Below are 22,486 nucleotides of genomic sequence, written 5' to 3' on the forward strand. Positions count from 1 at the left end.
TTGACGTGAAAGGAAAAACTGTTTTTATTACAGGAGCAGCCCGTGGTATCGGGTTATCCATGGCGTTAGCGTTTGCTGAGCAGGGAGCTAATGTCGTTATAACAGATATTAATGAACAGCTTTTAGCGGAGGCAATTCAACAAAATTCGCAATTAACTGCATACACATGTGATGTTACGAATGAACAGGCAATATGTGATGCGATTGACTTTACTATTAAAAAGTTTAAGACAATAGATATTTTAATTAACAACGCAGGGTTTCAGCATGTTTCTCTTATAGAGGATTTCGCGACAGAAATCTTCGAATCCATGCAAAAAGTGATGCTTGTTGCACCTTTTATAGCAATGAAATATGTCTTACCACATATGAAGAAAAATAAGTTTGGACGCATTATTAATATGGCATCCATTAATGGCGTTATTGGGTTTGCAGGTAAAGCTGGCTACAATGCCGCCAAACATGGGCTAGTCGGTTTAACGAAAGTGGCGGCACTAGAAGTTGCAACTGAAGGGATAACCGTGAACGCCATTTGTCCAGGGTATGTCGATACAGAATTAGTGCGTAATCAGTTTACGGATTTGGCAAAGACAAGGGGAATTCAAGTAGAGGAAGTGCTTGAGCAGGTGCTTTATCCACTCGTTCCTCAAAAACGCTTACTAGATGTATCGGAAGTTACAGGACTTGCGCTTTATTTAGCTAGTGATATGGCGAAGGGGTTAACAGGTCAAGCAATACTTTTGGATGGCGGTTATACAGCACAATAGTTTAGGAGGGTAAAATATGATTCAAACAAAAACAATCTATACGGTACATTCACCAGGAACAATCGTTTATGGACGAGATTCTTTTCAAGAAGTAGGCGACTATGCGAAAAAATTGGGGACTAAGGCTCTTATCATTAGTGATCCGATAATGGATAGCTTAGGCTTTGTTAATCAATGTAGTACTTTATTAAAAGCTAGTGGTTTGGAAGCGGTTTCGTATTTAGGCGTAACAACGGAACCAGTAGATACGTATGTAGCAGAGGGGCTCCATATTTTACAATCTGAGGGCTGCGATATTATTATTTCCGTCGGTGGCGGGAGCTGTATCGATACAGGAAAAGCAATTGCAGTAGTTGCAACGAATGGTGGCTACATTGGTGATTATATGAAAATGGCAAAAATAGCTGAGCAAGCACCAATCCCGCATATTGCGATACCGACAACAGCTGGTACTGGTTCAGAAGCCACGGATGCAACAGTCATTACGAATACGAAAAATGACGTGAAAATGATGATTAAGCAACCTGCATTTATGCCAAGTATCGCTATTGTAGATCCGATTTTAACGGTTACATCCCCACCCTCCATCACTGCGGCGACTGGTATCGATGCATTAAGTCATGCTATTGAAAGTTATTTATCTCGTTTAGCACATCCTTATTCGAATGTACTGGCACTATCAGCCATGGAGTTAATCGTAAATAATATTTTAAAAGTTTATGAGCAAGGTAATGATATTGAAGCTCGGGAAGCAATGTCGCTAGGTTCAATGCAAGCAGGTCTTTCATTCTCAAATGCTTCTGTAGCTTTAATACATGGCATGTCTCGACCAATAGGAGCGTTATTCCATGTGCCCCATGGTATTTCAAATGCCATGCTCCTGCCAGCAGTATTAGAATTTTCAAAGGATGCTTGTGTCGATCGGCTGTCGGATTTAGGTAAATTTTTTAATAAAGATAATGAGCAGTTATCTCAAGTGGAGCTTGCCGATTTGGCTATTGTTTCGATAAAGGGAATGTGCAAGAAGATGGATATAGGGAATTTAAAACAGTGGGGAATCGATGAACAGGCCTTTTACGCAGCTATTCCAAAAATGACAGCTGATGCAATTGCTAGCGGTAGCCCTGGAAATAATCCTAAGGTTCCAACACAGGAAGAGCTAATGGAGCTTTATAAAATTGCCTATCATTATGAGTTTTAGGAATTCGAAAAGAAACTGTCTAAAATAGAGTTACAAATCATATGTGATTTGTAACTCTATTTTATCGGTTAGGAAAAGTATTCTGATTTATCGGTAGTTATGCTATAATTTTGAAAATTTAAGCGAGGGAGTGGGGATTAATGGAAGAATGTTTTATTTGCAATAAACACACGGGCAACATTCAAACTTCAGGGGTTATGATTTATGAAGACAAATATGTTCATGTTGGGCATATAGATAGGAATGGAGCACCCAATTATTTAGGTCATATAATGATAGATTTAAAAAGACATGTCCCTACTCTTGGAGATATGACTCTAGAAGAGGCACAAGCATTTGGGGTTATTATGGCTAGAGTCAGTAAGGCAATAATGGAGTGTGAAAAGGCAGAGCATATTTATTCATTAGTTTCCGGAAACTCAGTGCCACATTTGCATATGCATTTAGTTCCTCGATATCCTAATACCCCTCAACAATATTGGGAACCAAATGATGTGTATGATTGGGAAGATGCCCCAATGGGTGACAATAGCGAAGTTGTTAAACTTTGTACACGTATTAGAGCATATCTGGAGAAAAATGCATATGAGTAAATCTATTGAAGATTTTAGTTGGATAGGTAGCCAAGACAACTTCATAGATCATCCAAGTGTTCATCAAATTAAACATGTTATTGTTGGGCGATATGGTGGTAACTCCGATGCAGGCCAATATAAAAACGAAGATGGCTGTTTAGTATGGCTAGATGAAAAGCAAGATTGGGAATTTTCCGTTTTACTGGATGCGCATAATACATCTGAGAGTGCTCAAATCATTATCGAGCAATTTTTTTATTATAAAGATGAAATTAAACATTTATTATCATTACCAACAAACCATCAAACCTTTAAAAGACTTGAAGAGAAGATTTTAACTATATTTCAATCAGAAGAGTTCTTATCTGTTTGCAGGAATATTACTGGAGAAACTGCGTGTTTAATTGTCGTAAGAAAAGATAAATATGTATGGTGGTTTTCAGTTGGAGACTGTGTTCTTTTTTTATTTCATCAAGAATTGGCTGCACTCGGTCAGTTTCAATTAAATCAAAGGCAATTTTACGAATGGATAGGCCAAGTCAATACTTTTGAACAGGACGTCCCTTGCTACAGTATTGGAATTAAAGAATTAAGAAAAGGAGAAAATCGTCTTTTTCTAACCACAGATGGCTTACTTGAATGTCCCCATGAACCATATTCAAACCCTATTAACATTTATAATTCATTTTTTAACTCTACGGATCAAGAGAGCATTTGCTCAATGTTAAACAATATCAAAAAAAATGGTGTCAGAGATAGCACCACTATCGTTTTTTGGAAAGTTAATATTGCAAAGGAAGCCACTAGAGCAAGTAATCAAGAAGCGAGTTCGTAATGGATTCTACCCGCGCGCACCATGGAAATACCCGCGGAAGAGAAGCGGATCTCCGCGCAACACGGAAATACTTGCGAAAGAGAAGCGAATACTCGCGCGCACCATGGAAATACTCGCGAAAGAGAAGCGGATCTCCGCGCGCGTCAGAGAAATACCCGAGGAAGAGAAGTGAATTCCCGCGCGCACCATGGAAATACTCGCGAAAGAGAAGCGGATACTCGCGCGCACCATGGAAATACTCGTGGAAGAAAAGAGGATCCCCGCGCGCGTCAGAGAAATACCCGAGGAAGAGAAGTGAATTCCCGCGCGCATCATGGAAATACCCGCGAAAGGGAAACGAATCTCCGCGCACGCCAGTGAAATAGCCCCGCAACTTAAGAATCCCTGCTAGTAGGACTACTCCCTAACGTTTTGCAGAATTAATATGACATATACGAGAAAATATAGTAATATTTATATGAATCATCATTCATTTTTTTCGAAGGGGGAAATCGTATGTTGCAGGGGAAAACAATTATTATTACGGGTGGATCAAATGGCATGGGGCTTTATATGGCAAAGCAATTTGTTGCTGAAGGGGCAAATGTTGTCATTACAGGTCGTAACGAGGAGCGATTAGCAGAAGCGAAAGCCTTTATTTTAGAGGTTGGAAAAACGATTGAAACGTTCCAAATGGATGTTCGAGTGCCTGAGCATGCTGAGGCAATGCTAGCATTTGCTGTTGAAAAGTTTGGACAAGTTGATGGGCTTGTGAATAATGCGGCCGGTAATTTTATAGTGCGTGCAGAGGATTTATCACCAAATGGTTGGAAGGCTGTTATTGATATTGTTTTAAATGGGACATTCTTTTGTTCTTCGGCAGTCGGTAAGTACTGGATCCAAAATAATATTAAGGGATCTATTATTAATATGGTTGCAACTTACGCATGGAGTGCAGGTGCTGGTGTTATTCATTCTGCAGCAGCAAAAGCAGGTGTATTGTCATTAACTCGAACGTTAGCTGTTGAATGGGGGAAACAATATGGCATTCGAGTAAATGCGATTGCTCCTGGTCCAATTGAGCGTACAGGTGGTGCGGAAAAGCTTTGGGAATCAGAGGCTGCAGCTGCTCGTACGCTAGATTCTGTTCCGTTAGGCCGGACAGGTACTCCTGAAGAAATTGCAGATTTAGCTACATTTATAATGTCTAATAAAGCAAGTTATATGAACGGTGAATGTGTGACACTTGATGGCGGGCAATGGCTTAATCAGTATCCTTTCTAACTTTTTTCAGCAATTTTTTTCTGTAGCGAAGGCAAAGCGACAGCTACAAGTGTTTTATGTAACGGAAGCGAAATGGCTGTTACAATTATTTTATGTGGCGAAAGCGGCAAATGTTTTCTGCGCGAAAGCAAAGCGTCAGCGGCAATTTGCCGAGGCTAATTGATAATAAAAACTTTGCATAATGGAGAGCTGGGTTGACGCATACTAAGGGTAAAGAAAGGAGTTTTGCCGATGGGTATGTGGTTAATACCGGCTCTTATTGCCATTACGATTATTTCTGCCATTTCGCTTGTGTCGACGCTGAAAATTGCTAAAATGACATCTCAGCGGAAATCAGAAAACGATACGCCGATTTCAGAAACCGTTGAAGAGTATGCGACTATGCTCAACCCAGTTGTTTGGGTATATATCATTTTTTTACTCTTTTTGGGAATAATGATTTTTTATTACTGGAGTAAGGCTGGATATTAAGTAAATAATATCTTCATTCAGTTCATATTTTATAAATGAGGCTGAATGAAGATATTTCTCCATTACCCTCAAATAAAAACCCTCGTATATATGCACTTTCGATACTTAGTTTTGTTCAAAATGCTAAAATAATTCGTTGCTTTATAAAAAACTCTTCTCGGCCTTGTCGTGGTCATAAAAGGAATAGTTATGATATGATAAAAGGGAAGCATCCTGTTCTGCAAAGCGGGGACAGAAAAGGAGAAGAAGTTCATGATTTCAACTAACAGCAAAGACTTATTAGCAATGCCAATTAGTGATTTTATTATTTCATCTGAAAAGGTTGCACATGTACAAAGTGGAAATAGTGCGGAACATGCACTCCTAGTACTTACACGTACAGGGTATTCATCGATACCTGTTTTAGATATGAAATATCGACTTCAAGGTTTACTAAGTATGAAAATGATTACTGAATCCATTCTTGGACTAGAACATATTGAATATGAAAAGCTACCCGACATTAAAGTGGATACAATAATGGAGAAAGATATCGCTGTATTAAAGTTGAAGGATACTTTCCAGCGAGCGCTCGACTTAGTTATTAATCACGCCTTTTTATGTGTTGTGGACGAAGAAGGAACATTTGCGGGAATTTTAACAAGACGTGTTATTTTAAAGCAATTGAAAAAATATATTTATCAAAAAGAGTAGTAGTTTAAGAGGGGACTCAGATGAAAATCATGAGGCCCTCTTTGCTTGTATTGGAGGTTTACTGATTGATGGCAACGGAAGCTGAAATTTTAAAAGTACTAGCAGAGGAACGTAATATGCGTAAAGCAGCAGAACGTTTATTTTTATCTCAGCCAGCACTTTCACAACGGTTGCAGACTATTGAAAAGGACTGGGGTGCTCAGTTATTTATTCGTTCGCAAAAAGGACTTACGGCGACACCTGCTGGAGAGCTTATTATTGCCTATGCAACAGAAATGCTCAGCAAAAAAGAAGAGATATTTGAAACAATCCAATCATTAACGACGAAAGTAAACGGGACATTGAAAATCGCCTGTGCATCGATTGTCGGCCAAAACTGGCTTCCGATCATATTAAAGGATTTTGTATCGAAATATCCTGATGCAAAAATCTCTCTGATGACTGGCTGGAGCTCTGAAATTGTAAAAGCGCTTTATGAGGGTGAGGCTCATATAGGGATTGTACGTGGGCAGGTTGATTGGAAAGGGGAAAAAATTCACCTATTTCGTGACACGCTTTATTTAGTAGATAAAGAGCTAAAAACTATAGAAGATGTCCTGACGACAGATCGACCTTTTATTCAATTTAAAAGTGATTCCAATTACTATCAGGAAATTCAACAATGGTGGCAGCAACATTTCGCTTCAAATCCAAGAAAACAAATTTTAGTGGATCAGATTGAAATTTGTAAGCAAATGGCATTGAACGGCATTGGTTATGCTATTTTACCTTCCATTACTTTAAATGATAATGATGGTATTAATAAAATAGCGTTAACGAATAATGAAAAAGAATTTGGTATAACGCGTGATACTTGGTTAATTGGCTATGAATCTTCATTTGAATTACGGCAAGTAGAGGCTTTTGTAGAAGTAGTGCAAGACCATGCGCGATGTTTGTTTGATTATACGAAAAAAAAATAATATCTTAAGGCAGTCTCAAGTGATTCACTTGGGGCTGTCTTTTTGTGCACGGCCAATATCGTCGCTAATTTCACATGTAACTTGGCACGGCTCAAAAACAAACAAAAGAACGCCACCGTGTTGTGGGATTGTACGAGTTGTCACGAATCTTCGTGATGTGGCAGCAGAAGAAATCGCAGGTATGTACAAAGAACCCTGGGCAATCGATTCCTTTTTTTGCTGGATTTAACAGAACTTAAATGTACCTGTGTTATTTGGCACGACGAAAAATGCAGTATTTAATCAGCTTTTTGCGGCCTTAATTGCCTATGTGTTACTATTGTTGTTGCTTTAATAATTTCAGGTGTCTCCCCCAATTTTTTGTTAGTACAAGCGAATGGGAATGAAAATTTAACAAGTTATGAAACTGATGAACAATCTATTAAAATAACTGAAACAGTTGAAGAAAATGTTACAATAATAACTACTACATTAAATACAGAAGATATATACGTGGAAAGTGATTTGAGTATAGATTTTGAAACTAATGAAATTAGTCTTGATAATTTATACGATGATAACTCTGGTGAAGTTATACAAAATCAATACGCTGTTAACCTATTAACAATAGATGGTGAAGATTTTAGAGCAATTTTTACTGATAAAGAAACTGGTGAAGAGACTTATATTAATACGGCAGAAGTTCAAGCGTCGGTTGCTCCTTTAGTAGTTGTTTTAGCAACAGTAGCTAGATATGGCTTTACTCGTGCAGTTTCAAAACATGGGTTAGCACGAATAACACAAGCGCAAGTGAGCAATGCATCAAAAACTAAGTTAGCAACAGATGCAGCTGCGAAAGAATTAGCTACAGAACTAGGTTATGCAAAAACTGCTTATCGTACAAAGGCTGGTGCAGCTGTATTTAAAAGGTCAGCAAAAGATGCCGTTGACGGACCAGATTTTATTTCTAGAGATAGAACAAGTCATATTGGAGGAGTCTGGAAAGGTGCAAATAAAAAATGGGAGAACTTAAATTCGGATAAAAGTAGATCTGGAACATATGATGCTGTCTTAAAGAGAATAGGTGATTAAATTAAGATGAAAATAATTAGTGGATAGACACTTTTATTTTCGAGTATTTAGTATTCTTTTTAGTGGTATCCCTCATTGTTTTCTATAATATTTTTTTATTCTTTATATGTTGATTCATAAAATAATATGACTAAAGAGGTGATATAAGTGGGTAATCATATAAAATATCAATGGAGGATAACGAAATATAATCCCAACTTTAGAAATAATGAAGGTCATTACACGAAAGAGTTGGAATGGACAAGTCCTTCACACATAGGGAAAAATATATATGGTGAAACATTTACATTAGAAGAATATTTAAAAGTCGAAACTGCATATATTGATACGATTATTAAGTTTTTAGATGTCAATCATATAAAATCATTAAGAATTTATAACACTACTTATATTGATGTAGATATGGATTCTGCCTTGTATAACAAATTATATGATAAAAAATTAGACAATCTCCACTTAAAGGATGATCAAGAAGTAACTATTGATCAAATTCGTCTAATTTCTAAAATGGTATTACGAGGTTTCATATATTGTCATTTCATATCTTCAAATTTTTTTGTGCATTTTGGAGACGAGTATTACATGTTTATTGGAACAAATAATTATCAAGAGGAACCATTGAAATTTGCTAAGAAAAATAATTTATTTGTTGAAGAAATGGTTTCTCCATTTTATATAAATGAGGAAAACGTCGTGAGAACGATTATTTGGACTCCAATTAATGAAGATATTGTAGCAGGCGAGGAAATTCTAACTGATATTCCAATAGAGGAATATAGAAAAATAATGAAGCTTTCGAATACTCATCCAGTTATCGGAGTATTTCCAATTACATCAAGTAATAAGGGATTTTTCCAAAAAAAACTAAGTCATAAAATTGATACGAATAAGTATCAATATTATCTAAGTGCAGGGGATTAATCTCACTGTACATAATCGCTTTTGAATACCAGTAGATAAAACTGTATCCAAACTAAGTAACAGCTTGGATACAGTTTTTTGATTTTTATTCTAATACTCACATAGGCAACTGACAAAGCGCAGATATTATACGCTAAGAAATTATCAAAAACGAACGTTTAGGGGGTTAAGTCCCGAAAATGCGGATTTACAACGATAAGACTTTTGAGACACCTTATTTGAGACACGGGCACCCCTTATTTGTTGCAAAATTGACTACGTCTCGATAGATTAAACCCTATCGATGCAATGTTCAAGAATGTAACCTCTGTAAAAGAAGCACTATTCAAGAGTTGCTTTTGTAATCTTATACAATCACTTGCCCACAAGTCTTATTGACTTTTTTTAATCACACCATCGACCTCAAGAACCGCATTTACAATCCCGTCAACAATCGCCTCAAACTTCACGTCATACAGCTTATTATCCGCTCTATTATCAATAAAACCCAACCTCCAGCAATAACGCAGGGGCTTGCGTATGCTTCAACACATAAAAATCTGCTTCTTTTACTCTGCGATTACGAAATCCAACACGTACTAAAGCACTCTGGATCTTCACAGGTTTGATCATCAGTAATTTAGATACGGGATTGCCCTTTACGACTTCGTTTAAAATCAGAAAATCAAAATTGCCACGCACACAAGAAATTCAATTTAATCGATAGAATCGTTACCAACGGCAATTTATGGAGAGCTTTTAAAAAGGTAAAAGAAAATGGAGGAGCTCCGGGTGTGAACGGAATAACAGTTCACGAACTAAAATCTCACCTGCGGAAATATTTTGAGCCCTCAAAAAGAAACTAAAGGATGGCACATACAGACGCCCCGAAAGAGAAGCGTCAGCAACAAAGCGCCCAGTCGGAACGGAAATCAACCCCACATGTTGGAAATTAGCTAATTCTTAAGAGTTTATGAATATTCATGAAGATGTCATAAGAAATGGAACAAAGTGCAATTTAAATCGTATAATTATGTAACCAACAATTTACATAAAAGGGGTTGAGTTTTTGAAGAAAAAGAATATAACGGCACTCATACTACTATTCATGCTTGTTATTAGCTTTATTCTACCTATGGAGCAGGCAAAAGCGGCTGCTACGTTAGATGTGCAGGCTAAGGCAGGGATTGCAGGTAAAGCAAAATACCAATCAGTTGTGCCAATTCAAATAACAGTAAAAAATAATGGTACAGATTTTTCTGGAGATATGGTCATCAATACTTCCAGTTCCAATCAAGCTGCGTCAGCTAAAGTGCTTCCAATAGATATAGCGGCGGGAGAAGAAAAAACATTTGATATTTATCTAGAGGGTATCGATTCCTGGAATGCAGATGTGTTTGCATTTTATGAAGGAGGCATTGAAAAAGGAAAAAAGGTTGCTTATAAAGGAACAAAGCAGCTACAAGGTAATCTTTTAGATCCTTCATCAGTTTTTATTTACACATTAACGGATAATAGTGATCGTTTATCAGCATTTTTCAAGCTATCCCAATTAGCTCCTCAAAATAGTGTTGAAGTTTTCAATTTAAAGCAAATCAAGGATTATACACTGCCAGAGGGTACACAGGGATTTGCAATGGCGAATGTTATCGTCATCGATGAAATTGCGATTGCTGATTTAACGCAAAAGCAACAAGAGTCCTTACTAGATTGGGTACAAAATGGTGGAACATTAATAGTAGGAGCTGCTGATCAAGTAAATGCAACAGCAGGTATTTTCAAAGATTATTTACCACTAGCATTATCACAACAAATGACATCCGTTTCTGCAGATAGCCTATCAAAATTATCAGGAGGAGGAAAATTTGCACATCCTATTTCTGTATATGGAGCAACTGAAAATAAAGGAAGTATTCCTGTATTAACAGATAACAATAAGATTTTAGCTTCTAAGAAAAAAGTTGGCAGTGGGGAAATTATTCAAACAGCCTTTTCTTTAGGAGATCAACCACTTGCGTCTATGGATGGCTATCCAGCATTAGTTTCAAAATTGATAAATATTCAAAAGATGTCACAACAAGGGGGAATGATTAATGGACAGTCACCGCTGGATCAAATTCCATATGACCTGCGTACCATAAATGAGCTATTCCCTTCGTTTGAAGTATCTGTTGGCTATATGCTAATAGTTATTATTTTCTATATTTTAATTATCGGACCTATTTTATATTTCATTTTAAAGAAAATAGACAAACGTGAGCATGCATGGTGGATCATTCCTGCAATATCAATTGTGTTATCTATTACTCTATTTATTTTTGGTGCAAAAGATCGAATTGGGCAACCGCAAATTCAACAATCTGCATTTTATAAAATAAATGAAGATAGTAGTGTAAATGGTTATTATGTAGAGTCCATTTTAACAAATCGTAGTGGTGATTTTGTTGTTAATGCAGATAAGAATACAAATGCATTCGCGCTACGAAATTCTATTAATTTCGCAGGGGTAAGGGAGGATTTACACGAAATATCCTATATTAAGGAAAATGCCAATGGTTCAACGCTAACACTACGTGATTTAAGTTATTGGTCTGTGCAATCGTTTGCAGGGAAGTCAGTGGCACAAAATATTGGGAAGATGGATATCGATATTACGTTAAATAATGAAAAGTTAACTGGGACAATTAAGAACAATTTCCCGTTTGCCCTAAAGGACGTTACTCTAATCTCTGGCATTAAAGAAGTTAAACTTGGCGACATTGAAGCGAACGGTACACTTAAAGTCGACACAGAGCTAAAAGCAACGGTTCTTCAAAAACCATCTGATTTTACTAATTACAATTTTAATAATTATCCAGCGAAGAAGGAAGACGTGAATCCTTCACGTATCGAGGGTATGAAATCTATGGCATTACCGCTTGTAGAAGATGATAAAAAACCTGTCATTACAGCATGGGCAGACCAAGCAATTGCTGGGGTTGAGCTAGAAACAAGTGCTAGTATGTCGCCGATTTCCTATTTCGTTCAGCCATTTGAAGGCAAAGTAGAGTTATCAGGTCCATTTACGATGAAACGTAACAACTTTGCGTATTCAGTAAACCAACTATCTCCTAATTCGTATGCTGAAAAAGTAGATGAACAATTAAATAATTGGCGCTTGTCGGATGGTTCCTATGAAGTATCCATCGCGATGCCAGATAAGTTTATGAATTCAGTTCAAACATTAAACGAATTGACAGTTTCAAATAAGGATATTGATCGCATGCAGCTATCGATTTGGAATAACGAAACGAAAAATTATGAGCCATTGGTAGATGCGAAACAGGTGTTTACAGGTAACATAAAAAAATACTTCAATGATCATGATGAATTGCTGATTGAGATTAAATTCGGACCAGATCAAACAGGTGAGGAAACAAGATTACCAGATGTAGAGCTGAAGGGAGTGGCGAAATAATGATTGAAATTCGTGATTTAACGAAAAGATACGGCTCCTTTACAGCATTAGATCATTTGAATTTATCTTTGGAGGAAGGGGTTGTCTTTGGTTTTGTAGGTGCCAATGGGGCAGGTAAATCGACTACATTCTCGATTTTAGCAACCTTGCTATCTCCAACTTCAGGTGATGCCATTATTAATGGTAAAAGCGTTATTAAGGAACCTAAGGAAGTTCGAAAACAAATTGGTTATATGCCAGATTTCTTTGGCGTTTATGATCAACTAAAAGTAGACGAATACTTAGACTTTTACGGTGCCAGCTACGGCATTGGGGCAGCTGAACGAAAAGTACTTATTCCACAGCTACTAGAGCTCGTGAATTTATCGAATAAACGTCATGAATATGTTGATTTACTGTCACGTGGGATGAAGCAGCGTCTATGTTTGGCACGTGCACTTATCCACGATCCTAAAGTATTAATTTTGGATGAACCTGCTTCAGGCTTAGATCCACGCGCCCGAGTAGAAATGCGAGATATTTTACGGAATTTAAAATCTATGGGAAAAACGATTTTAATCTCCTCACATATTTTGCCTGAGCTTGCAGAAATGTGTGATGAAATCGGTGTGATTGATAATGGTAAGCTTATCGCTCATGGCAATGTGGCTTCCATTCAAGCACAGCTGCAGGGGGAGAAGCGTATCGTAGTAAAAGTAACGGATCGTTTAAACGAGGTACGTGCGTTTTTGGAGGAGGATCCACTGATCTCTTCTATAGATGTAATGGATAATCGCTTAGAGACAGCCTTTAATTACCGAGGAACAGATGACGATCAGGTAGCACTTTTGAAAAAGGCAATACTTGCGAATTTACCTATTTATGCATTAAGCGAAGAGGAAAAAGATTTAGAGGATGTCTTTATGGCTATTACGAAGGGAGCGGACAATCAATGATGGAACGATTTTATAATCCGGTATTCGTAAAAGAATTGAAGTTGCGCTTCCGTTCTTTTAAAAGCTTTTCAGGTTTAATGTTTTATTTAGCGGTTATTTGTATTTTTATCGTAGGATTTTTGCTTATAACAACTGGATTCACAGGCAAAGGTTTCTTTAGACCAGACACAAGCTTTATGATGTTCGCAGTCTTAACAATATTACAAATGGCTCTTGTTCTTTTCATTACACCGAGCTTAACTGCCGGTGCAATTAGCAGCGAAAGGGAAAAGCAAACATTAAATATTTTACTAACAACGACACAAAGTTCTACTCAAATCATCATTGGGAAATTATTATCCTCGGTAGCATTTTTAGTATTAATGCTTATCGCAGGGTTACCATTGTATAGTTTAGTATTTTTATTTGGTGGCGTATCACCGTCTCAATTAATCTCGATATTTTTATTTTATTTATTAACAGTTGTAGCCATTGGTAGTATTGGTGTTATGTTTTCAACCATTACAAAACGAACAATTGTTGCGATGATTTCTACGTATGGTTCGATCATTTTTTTAGGTGGCATTACAGCGTTTTTCTTCTTCTTATCAATGGCCTTCCATCAAATGGGGAATGCCGCAGGTACTGGTACTTCCTACATGACTTACTTCTGGGCTTCTATTAACCCAGGTGCATTAATGCTTACGCTTACTTCATCATCTATGGGCGATGCTTTAGTGCAAGTTTCAGGAGTGAAATTACCTGTATGGATTAGTTATTTAATAGCTTATTCATTGATCATTGTTGTTTGTTTAACAATTGCGATTAAAAAATTACGTGCCAATATGAAAAGTAACCGATAAGGAGGAAATCTTATGGAGCGTCGTAAGCAATTACGAAAATATATTCAACGTGCAAAGACGAGTTTAACAGTAGAAAGAAGCATTCCAATTGCACAGTACGGCTTGTTTTTGGCATTGCTTTCGAGTGCTGCCCTCTTCCTCGTTTCCAGGCTCTTTGTTTGGCCGTATTATCGCCAAACAGCTCTTGCTATCTTTATCATAGTCATACTAGCAACAGTGCTGTTTATGTGGTGGAAGCGTGTGAAAGAAAAGGAAGCATTGCATACACTGGATGATTATTTTTCTCACAATGAACTTGTGACAGCCTTATCGTTCGAGGACGATAAGGACCCACTCGTTCAATCTCTACTAACGAAAGCAATCGAGAACGTTGAAAAGGCATTTGCTGATTTTAAGGCTCGGAAAAAAATTTTATTTCGCCCCAAAGCATTGATTGGCTTATTTGGAACAGCTGTCGTACTGGCCATTCTTTATATGTTCCCAGCAGCTTCACAAATTGAAGCAATTGAGGTGGAAAAAGAAAAAGCTGTCATTGAAGACGTAAAGAAGGAAGTTGCTAAATTAGAGAAAAAAGCAGAAACAAAAGAAGTGAAAGAGCAATTAAAAGAATTGCAAAATACGTTAAAAAAGACAGAAACAGCTGAAGAGGCATTAAGAGAAGTCGTGAAAAAGCAAAAGGAGCTTTCTTTAAAGGAGCAACAATTAAAGGATAAGCAAACGGCTAGTAAGGAGGGCGCTTCTGACGACAAAGGCTTATCGAAGGAAGAAGCGGAGCAATTGAAGGAGCTCGCCCAAATGCAGCAGGAGCTAACGCAAAATGCAAATGCTACTCAGACAGCTATGAGCAAGCTTGGGAAACCTGCAAGCAATACTCTACAAAATGCTATTGCGAGTGCCAATAGTGCCAATAATAATCAGCAAAACAATCCTAATACCAATCCATCAGCGAATTCACAGCAAAGTAATCAACAAGGTCAAACAGGACAACAAGGCCAAACTAATTCTCAAAATGGTTCCCAACAGGCTAGTGGTCAAGGACAGAAACAAGGATCGAATCAAAGCAATCAACAAGGACAAGGCAATGGTCAAGGAAACGGACAAGGTCAGGGTCAAGGACAAGGTCAAGGACAAGGTCAAGGACAAGGTCAGGGAAATGGCAATGGTCAAAGTCAAGGTACTGCTCAAGGAGGTAAAGGCGCAGGCACAGGCACAGGACAGGGCGGCCGCGATTTATTGACAACACCGAATAGAATTGGTGGATCTAGTCAGACTTCAGTTGATGGTGGAGCATTAGGAGATGGATCACATGTTTCAGAGCAACAAGGAAATGGCCCGATTACTAAAGGTTCTATCCGTCCTTATGAGGAAGTTATAGGTTCCTATAAAGATAGCTATTTAGAAAGCTCAGAGCGTTTACAATTACCGAAGGATTTACAAAATGTCGTGCAATCTTATTTCACGTCAATTGACTCTAAGTAGGAGGAAAAGGAATGGCATTTACAGAGCAACAATATGTTGAAATGAGTACGAAATTACAACAAGTAAAGGAAGAAATTCATCGCTTTATCGTTGGCCAAGAGGAAGCAATTGATTATACATTATACGCAGTCCTTGCTGATGGGCATGCATTATTAGAGGGCCTACCGGGTTTAGGGAAAACGATGTTAATTCGTACAATTTCTGAAGTACTAGATTTATCATTTTCACGAATTCAATTTACACCAGATTTAATGCCAGCGGATATTACAGGGACAAGCATGATTGAGCGCACAGCTGATGGCAAGCAGCAATTTACGTTCCAGCCTGGTCCAATTTTTAGCCAAATGGTATTAGCAGATGAGATTAACCGCGCAACACCAAAAACACAAAGTGCACTGCTTGAAGCAATGGGTGAAAAAACTGTAACAATTTTGGGAGATACAAAGAAGATGGCGAAACCATTCTTCGTGTTAGCAACACAAAACCCGATTGAGATGGAGGGAACATACCCTTTACCAGAAGCACAAATGGACCGATTCCTATGTAAAATTCTAGTGCCGTATCCTGAGAAAAGTGAACTAATGGAAATTATGAAGCGTACAACAGGCGCTAAGGAAATTGATTTACAAAAGATCATGGATACAGAAGCACTGATTGAAGCGCAGCAAATGGTTAAGGAAGTACTTGTTGCTGATGAAATGCTCGAATTTGCGACGGATCTTGTTGTGGCTACACATCCTGAGAGAGTGGATGCCATTGATGAGGTCAAGCAATATGCCATGTATGGTAGCGGCCCTCGAGGTTTACAAAGTTTAATCAAATTAGCGAAGGCAAGGGCGCTTATGAATGGACGTTTCCACGTCTCTGTAGCAGATATTAAGTCAGTGGCTAAGCCAGTATTACGCCACCGGATGCTGTTGAATTATGAAGGGGAGGCTTCAGGTAAAACAGCAGACGATGTGATTGATGTCATTTTAGAAAAAGTACAGCAAGGTGTTAGCAGGTGACGCAAAAATTATTATTGCCCGAGGATTGGTTAGCGAAAATCAGTCGCTTCCAAGTGGCAACGGCCTCCAAATTACGTGGGCAGCACAAGGGCTCGCACCGTTCGCAACGCTTTGGGGCATCGCTCGATTTTTCGGATTTTCGTGAATATCATTTAGGTGATGATGTACGTCAGGTGGATTGGAACGTCTTTGCGAGAACTGATAAATACTTCATTAAACGTTTTTTAGATGAACAAGAAATGCGCGTCCACATTTTGCTAGATACAACTAAATCGATGGGCGATCAAGCAAAATGGACTTTTGCCCGGCAAATTGTCGCCTCACTTGGCCTAATGGTGCTCGGACGCGATGATCGCTTATCATTTTCTTTTCTACAGGATGAGGTGAAGCCACCGTTTCGTCGTAAGGGTGCTATGTATCGTCGCGCCTTTTTACAGTTGGTCACCGAGATTGAGCAAGCAACTTATACAAATAGCTTCGCACAAGGAGCTTTCAAAGCATTGCCTAAGGATAGTACCGTACTATTTATTGTCACAGACGGACTTGAGCCAATCGAGGAATGGGAGCAACTTTTAAAAAGGCTACCACGTTTTGCAGGGGATGTCCGTATTTTGCAAATAGTTACACAAGAAGAAATAGCACCAGAATATACGGGTGATGTGCGCTTACTTGATCGTGAAACGGGCAGAGATGTAAATGTTACGATGTCTTCTAAAGTGCTGGACACATATACGGCAAGACGTTTATTACATGAAGAGGAATTTGAAGCAATTTGTCGACGTTTCGGTGTTCGACAATTACAACTTAAAGTAGAGGATGGATTACAGCATGCCATCTTCCATCAATTATTAAAAGCACATTGGATTAGGTGAGGTGAGCCGTATTGGGCTTTAGTCAATTACTTTTTAGCTGGACGGCCATCATCCCGGTCATTGTCCTTCTATATTATTTCTTTCGAAAAAAATATACCGATCAAACCGTATCCTCCACACTTTTCTGGTCGGAAATTATGCAAGAAACACGTGTGTCACCATACTTAAAACATTTACAAAAAAATGCACTGCTTTATTTGCAACTACTTGCTCTTCTTTTACTCGTACTAGCATTAATGAATCCATATGTTAAAAAGTCAACCATTGTTGGTGCGCAGACGATTTTCATAGTGGACACTTCTGCAACGATGTTAGCAGGGAAAGAGCAGTCAACATTTGATACACATAAAAAAGAAATGCTGTCATTGGTCAATGAGCTTGATGGAAGACCTGTGACACTCATTACAACAGGTAATACGCCAAAAGCCATATTACAGCAAGAAACAAATACTAAAGATATTGAAAAAGCCATTCAACAGTTACAAGTAACGTATGAGACAGCTCAAATGAATAAAGCTTTAGATGTGGCACAGGCTTTTGTCGGCAATACACCAACATCTATTTATGTCTTTACAGATGCGCTCGATAAAAAGCAATTACCGATGGAAAAAGATACGGTGAAGTGGATCGTAAAAGGGTCTGCAAAGGATTTAACAAATATCGCAATGACACGTTTTGTTGCTACTACAGATGGACAATCTGCTATGGCGCTTGTACAGTTACAAAATGATACGGACCAAGAGCAAAATGTAAAACTTTCGATAGAAAATGTTAAGGGTAAGGAGATCGTTACAGAGAGTGTCGCATTACCTCCAAATGAAGCCATAACAAAAACATTTAAAGATCTACCGTTAGAAGATACGTTGACTGCCAAAATAGATGCTAAGGACGATTATGCTGTTGATAATTCACAGCCTGTATTGCTACAAACAGCTACTTCAAAAGTAGTTGTGGATCAAAGTATGCATCAACTCATTCAAAAAGGTTTGCAAACGATTAATAGTAGCGTGAAAATTGTTCCATCTTCACAACTGGCTGACAATCAGGATGCTACAGTAGTGACCAATCAGACGGCGCTACTCGAAAAGATGGACAAGCCAATTGTTTTATTTGGACGGGATGACGTTGAGAAGGTTGAAGCTACTGGGGAAATCAGTACAACAAGTGATGCATTGTTTGCATTTAGTGAGCTAAAAGATATTTACGTCAGTGCTGTATATCCTGGATTCGATGACTATAAAACGATTGCATCAGTTGGAGACCAGCCATTTATTCAGCGTTCACCTGAAGGGGATATCGTTGTATTAGCTGATATTGCAGATACAGATTGGCCGTTACATCCTTCATTCCCATTATTTTTATGGAGTGCTGAACAGGAACTTTCAGCATCAGTTGGTTCTCTTGGTATTTTTACACCAAATGAGCAACGCGCAGTTGCTTTAGCGCAAGGTGATTGGAGTATATATTCGCAGGAAGAAGAGTTTTTATCGTCTATTTCGAATGGTCTACTAACAGCTCCAATGAAGCCAGGAATTTATACAGCTCGCTCAAAAGATGAAGAAAAGCGCTTCATCGTACAGCTCCAAGCGCAAGAGCGTGTGATTGAAAAAGGGACAAGTTATACACTTGGAGGGCTTCCAGACAATGGTAAGGAAGAAATATCGAAAACCTCGTTCGTACCTTGGCTGATCCTTATGATTTTGGTATTACTTGTTTTAGAGTGGGAGGTGCAACGACGTCGTGGATTTACGAATTGATATGCCATTAGCATTGTTGCTTTTACTTCCATTGCTTATGTATTTTGGATGGACCTATTGGCGTGAACGACAGCGACTAAAGAAGAGTCATATCGTCGTACTAGGTATTCGCATTGTGGCAGTATGCTGTTTGGTTTTTGCACTTGCAGGACCCTATATTTTATTGCCCGTAAAGGAAGAACAAGTATTATTCTTAGTAGATCGTTCTGCTTCAATGAATGGGACAGATGATAAGATGGCCAATTTTATAGCGGAAAGTTTACAGTCGAAGAAAGATGAACAGCTTGCAGGGATTTATTCTTTTTCATCGACATTACAAACGGAAGCCATTTTATCGAAGACTTTAAAGGAAGTGCCGAAGTTTACAGCTATAAAAGCAACAGATCAAACAAATATTGAACAGAGTCTACAGCTTGCTTCAGGTATTGTAGATCAAAAAAAAGCAACACGACTTGTACTCTTAACGGATGGCAATGAAACAAAAGGAGATACCTTAGAATTTGCATCGAAGTTTAAAGGGTCAAATATAAGTGTTGATGTAATGCCATTTAACCAACCTGTTGCTAAGGATGTATCTATGAAAAGCTTTGTCACACCGCAAGTTGCTTATGTAGGTGAGCAACAGCAGCTAGTTGCCGAAATAAATGCAACTGTAGCAGAACAAGGTGAGCTATTGCTATACGAAAACGATAAGCTTATTCACCGTGAAGCAGTGGAGCTTGCAGAAGGGTCAAATATTTTTACATATAAACATTCAGCGACGGCTGAAGGGCTTGTAAAATATGAGGCAATCATGCAGGTCGAACAGGATGCCATTTTTGAAAATAATAAATTAACAAGCGTCACAATGGTGCAAAGTGAACCACATTTACTAATTGTTAATGGCTATGATACGGTATCACCAATTGCAGCAGCGCTTGGCAAACAATCAATTGCCTATGATGTTGTAAATGCTAACAGTCTGCCAAATGAACTCTCTAGTTATTTACAATACAATGCCATCATTTTTGATAATGTGCAAGGACATTTAGTAGGCGAGGCAAAAATGAATGTCATTGAGCAAGCAGTGAAAAATTTCGGTGTCGGTTTTACAATGGTCGGTGGCGAAAATAGCTTTGGCTTAGGAGGCTACTTTAAAACACCAATCGAAACTTTACTACCTGTTGAAATGGAGATTAAAGGTAAGGAACAATTACCGTCATTAGGGCTTGTGATTGTCCTTGACCGCTCTGGAAGTATGTCTGGAGCAAAGCTAGAGCTCGCAAAAGAGGCGGCCGCTCGTTCAGTTGAACTGCTACGAGAAGAGGATACACTCGGGTTTATTGCCTTTGATGATCGACCTTGGGAAATTATTGAGGCAGGACCACTTAGCAATAAGGAAGAAGCGGTAGATACGATATTATCTGTAACGCCAGGGGGTGGTACCGAAATATATGGCTCACTAGAAAAAGCTTATGAAAATCTAGCTGATTTAAAGCTACAGCGAAAGCATATTATTCTATTAACTGATGGTCAGTCTCAGCCTGGTAACTATGAAGACTTAATTGCTCAAGGAAAAGAGAATGGCATTACTCTTTCAACAGTTGCAATTGGTCAGGATGCAGATGCTAACTTACTTGAAGCGCTTAGCGAGATGGGCAGTGGGCGTTTCTACGATGTTGTTGATGAGCAGACAATCCCTTCTATTTTATCGCGTGAAACAGCCATGATTTCACGCACATATATTGAGGATAACCCATTCTATCCAACGATATTTAATGCAGCTGGCTGGAATACATTATTTACAGATGGTGTACCTAAAATGAACGCTTATATCGGTACGACAGCAAAGCAAGGAGCTACTGTTATTGCAGAAAGTGAGAAGGAAGATCCAGTACTTGCAGAATGGCAATATGGCCTTGGCAAAACATTCGCCTTTACTTCTGATTCGACAGGAAAATGGACAGGAGACTGGGCAAGATGGCAAAATTGGGGCACATTTTGGCAAACGCTTATTTCAAAAATGCTACCAAGCTATAATGATGTTGCCTATGATGTACGTCTAGAATCAGACGGCTCATTTGTCATCACTGACCCAACAAATGAAGCGGCGTTCTTAGATATTGTTGCTGTCAATGAAGCGGGTGAAGAACTTGATACACAGCTTGAAACAATTTCAGCATCACAAGTTCGAGCAGTCGTACAAGCAGAACCAGGACTCATCTTCTTCCGCATTGCCGATGAAGAAAATGCCATTTACCAGGCAGGCTTAAGTGTACCTTATAGTGCTGAGTATGAATTACGCCCAGTGAATGATAAGCTAGTCAAAGAGCTAACAAAGCAAACAGGCGGCTCCGTTTTAAAAGAACCGAGCGAGGCATTCCGTGAATTTACTAAAAAAGGTACGGAACGCCAAAATATTGCAACATGGCTCTTATTGGCAGGTATGCTACTATTCTTCATAGATATTACTATTCGACGCTTTGGTTGGGGCTTCCTAACAAGGCCGAAGAAAAAAGAACAGCCTGTAGAGGAAACACAGATACAGGCAGAGGACACAAATGTTGCCCAGCTATTAAAGGGCATGAAAAAACGATCCTAACAGATAAAACGATGGTGCATAGAGATGTGCCATCGTTTTTTTGTAATTTCAACAACTGGATTGGAGAATTATTCATGAAAGGTAAAATATGACTTGTAAATAATATACATAGATGCAATAATAGATGATAGTAATAAAATATTACTATCACTTTTAAGTACTATAGATTTTGGAGGTTTGGACATGACCAATATAATGAATTCTTTTGGGTTTCTTAGTTTTAAATTAGCAGAGGCTTTGGAGGAAAACCTCGAGAAATATATTAGTGAAAAATATCAAATGAAATCCAGAGAAGTCGGGATCATGATTGCTGTAAAAGAAAATAAACTTAGTCAAATTCAAATAGGGCAGATTTTAAAGTTAGATAAAAATAGTGTCCGCTTTTTTATCGATGGTCTAGAAGAAAGAAATTATGTTTATAGGGAGAAAAATCCAGAAAATAGAAGAGAGAATTTAATATGCCTTACGGAACATGGTGAAAATTTGGCAGAAGATTTATTGAAGACCCTTTCGATTTCTGAGAATGAAGTGTTAAACGTACTATCATTGGAAGAAAAAGAGCTGTTGAAAAGCATATTGAAAAAAGTATATGAAAATCGTGAATAGGGTTTAACTTCTTTCAGCAACCTGCTGAAATAGAGGAACTCAGTCTAAGAACGCCACGTCCTGTGGCAACGACTGAGTGACCAACTTCGTGTTGGCCTAAAGCCTCCGGCGGATGTCACGGATTCGGAAAGGAGTTAATAAAGGATGTTAGCCTAAAACCATCGCATCCATGCGATAACGGCTAACTGACCTGCAACGGTGCCACTTCCGCT

General features: G+C 38.4%; 20 protein-coding genes. 19 read left to right on the forward strand and 1 reads right to left on the reverse strand.

Annotation, left to right across the window (positions count from 1 at the left end; all coding sequences use genetic code 11):
• Positions 1–5 precede the first annotated feature (5 nt).
• The 4 genes from ABH966_RS06640 (at position 6) to ABH966_RS06655 (ending at position 3,378) form a co-directional block, all read left to right on the forward strand.
• Entirely contained in the window at positions 6–767 is a 762-nt protein-coding gene (locus tag ABH966_RS06640; protein WP_370076924.1) for a 3-hydroxybutyrate dehydrogenase, read from the forward strand.
• A 16-nt stretch (positions 768–783) separates the two neighbouring features.
• Positions 784–1,968, forward strand: a complete 1,185-nt coding sequence (locus ABH966_RS06645; RefSeq protein WP_370076925.1) for an iron-containing alcohol dehydrogenase — start codon at positions 784–786, stop codon at positions 1,966–1,968.
• A gap of 140 nt (positions 1,969–2,108) precedes the next feature.
• On the forward strand, positions 2,109–2,561 hold the full coding sequence (locus ABH966_RS06650) for an HIT family protein (RefSeq protein ID WP_370076926.1): 453 nt from the start codon (positions 2,109–2,111) through the stop codon (positions 2,559–2,561).
• A complete protein-coding gene (locus tag ABH966_RS06655; RefSeq protein WP_370076927.1) occupies positions 2,554–3,378 on the forward strand; it encodes a PP2C family serine/threonine-protein phosphatase in 825 nt (274 codons plus the stop codon). The genes ABH966_RS06650 and ABH966_RS06655 overlap by 8 nt, the downstream gene beginning before the upstream one ends.
• A 6-nt stretch (positions 3,379–3,384) precedes the next feature.
• Here ABH966_RS06655 and ABH966_RS06660 read toward each other — a convergent pair whose 3' ends face one another.
• On the reverse strand, positions 3,385–3,693 hold the full coding sequence (locus ABH966_RS06660) for a hypothetical protein (protein ID WP_370076928.1): 309 nt from the start codon (positions 3,691–3,693) through the stop codon (positions 3,385–3,387).
• A gap of 180 nt (positions 3,694–3,873) precedes the next feature.
• Between ABH966_RS06660 and fadH the strand changes: the two genes are divergently transcribed.
• The 15 genes from fadH (at position 3,874) to ABH966_RS06740 (ending at position 22,274) form a co-directional block, all read left to right on the forward strand.
• Positions 3,874–4,641: a 2,4-dienoyl-CoA reductase gene (fadH, locus tag ABH966_RS06665; protein WP_370076929.1), complete on the forward strand. Its 768-nt coding sequence runs from the start codon at positions 3,874–3,876 to the stop codon at positions 4,639–4,641.
• A 231-nt stretch (positions 4,642–4,872) separates the two neighbouring features.
• A complete protein-coding gene (locus ABH966_RS06670; protein ID WP_049668244.1) occupies positions 4,873–5,112 on the forward strand; it encodes a hypothetical protein in 240 nt (79 codons plus the stop codon).
• Between the two features lie 252 nt (positions 5,113–5,364).
• A complete protein-coding gene (gene cbpB / locus ABH966_RS06675; protein WP_370076931.1) occupies positions 5,365–5,805 on the forward strand; it encodes a cyclic-di-AMP-binding protein CbpB in 441 nt (146 codons plus the stop codon).
• Positions 5,806–5,873: 68 nt separating this feature from the next.
• Positions 5,874–6,767 carry a transcriptional regulator CcpC gene (locus tag ABH966_RS06680; RefSeq protein WP_370077034.1) on the forward strand — a complete coding sequence of 298 codons (894 nt, stop codon included), beginning with the start codon at positions 5,874–5,876 and terminating at the stop codon, positions 6,765–6,767.
• Positions 6,768–7,085: 318 nt separating this feature from the next.
• A complete protein-coding gene (locus tag ABH966_RS06685; RefSeq protein ID WP_370077036.1) occupies positions 7,086–7,838 on the forward strand; it encodes an SAR2788 family putative toxin in 753 nt (250 codons plus the stop codon).
• Between the two features lie 147 nt (positions 7,839–7,985).
• Complete coding sequence (locus ABH966_RS06690; protein ID WP_370076933.1) at positions 7,986–8,759, forward strand: DUF7683 domain-containing protein; 774 nt, start codon at positions 7,986–7,988, stop codon at positions 8,757–8,759.
• A 1,048-nt stretch (positions 8,760–9,807) separates the two neighbouring features.
• Complete coding sequence (locus ABH966_RS06700; RefSeq protein WP_370076935.1) at positions 9,808–12,195, forward strand: DUF7408 domain-containing protein; 2,388 nt, start codon at positions 9,808–9,810, stop codon at positions 12,193–12,195.
• Complete coding sequence (locus ABH966_RS06705; protein ID WP_370076937.1) at positions 12,195–13,130, forward strand: ABC transporter ATP-binding protein; 936 nt, start codon at positions 12,195–12,197, stop codon at positions 13,128–13,130. The genes ABH966_RS06700 and ABH966_RS06705 overlap by 1 nt, the downstream gene beginning before the upstream one ends.
• Positions 13,127–13,972 (forward strand): ABC transporter permease, encoded by an 846-nt coding sequence (locus tag ABH966_RS06710; protein WP_370076939.1) that lies wholly within the window; start codon positions 13,127–13,129, stop codon positions 13,970–13,972. Before ABH966_RS06705 ends, ABH966_RS06710 begins: the two co-directional genes overlap by 4 nt.
• Positions 13,973–13,984: 12 nt before the next feature.
• Positions 13,985–15,451 (forward strand): hypothetical protein, encoded by a 1,467-nt coding sequence (locus ABH966_RS06715; RefSeq protein ID WP_370076941.1) that lies wholly within the window; start codon positions 13,985–13,987, stop codon positions 15,449–15,451.
• Positions 15,452–15,462: 11 nt separating this feature from the next.
• A complete protein-coding gene (locus tag ABH966_RS06720; RefSeq protein WP_370076943.1) occupies positions 15,463–16,458 on the forward strand; it encodes an AAA family ATPase in 996 nt (331 codons plus the stop codon).
• Complete coding sequence (locus ABH966_RS06725) at positions 16,455–17,330, forward strand: DUF58 domain-containing protein (protein ID WP_370076945.1); 876 nt, start codon at positions 16,455–16,457, stop codon at positions 17,328–17,330. Before ABH966_RS06720 ends, ABH966_RS06725 begins: the two co-directional genes overlap by 4 nt.
• 11 nt (positions 17,331–17,341) lie before the next feature.
• Positions 17,342–19,087, forward strand: coding sequence for a vWA domain-containing protein (locus ABH966_RS06730; RefSeq protein WP_370076947.1), 1,746 nt, complete (start codon positions 17,342–17,344; stop codon positions 19,085–19,087).
• Positions 19,071–21,668 (forward strand): VWA domain-containing protein, encoded by a 2,598-nt coding sequence (locus ABH966_RS06735; RefSeq protein ID WP_370076949.1) that lies wholly within the window; start codon positions 19,071–19,073, stop codon positions 21,666–21,668. Before ABH966_RS06730 ends, ABH966_RS06735 begins: the two co-directional genes overlap by 17 nt.
• A 183-nt stretch (positions 21,669–21,851) precedes the next feature.
• Positions 21,852–22,274, forward strand: a complete 423-nt coding sequence (locus ABH966_RS06740) for a MarR family winged helix-turn-helix transcriptional regulator (protein ID WP_370076951.1) — start codon at positions 21,852–21,854, stop codon at positions 22,272–22,274.
• Positions 22,275–22,486 lie beyond the last annotated feature (212 nt).

Origin of the sequence: Lysinibacillus sp. RC46 (assembly GCF_041262385.1) — a bacterium.
Lineage (GTDB): Bacteria > Bacillota > Bacilli > Bacillales_A > Planococcaceae > Lysinibacillus.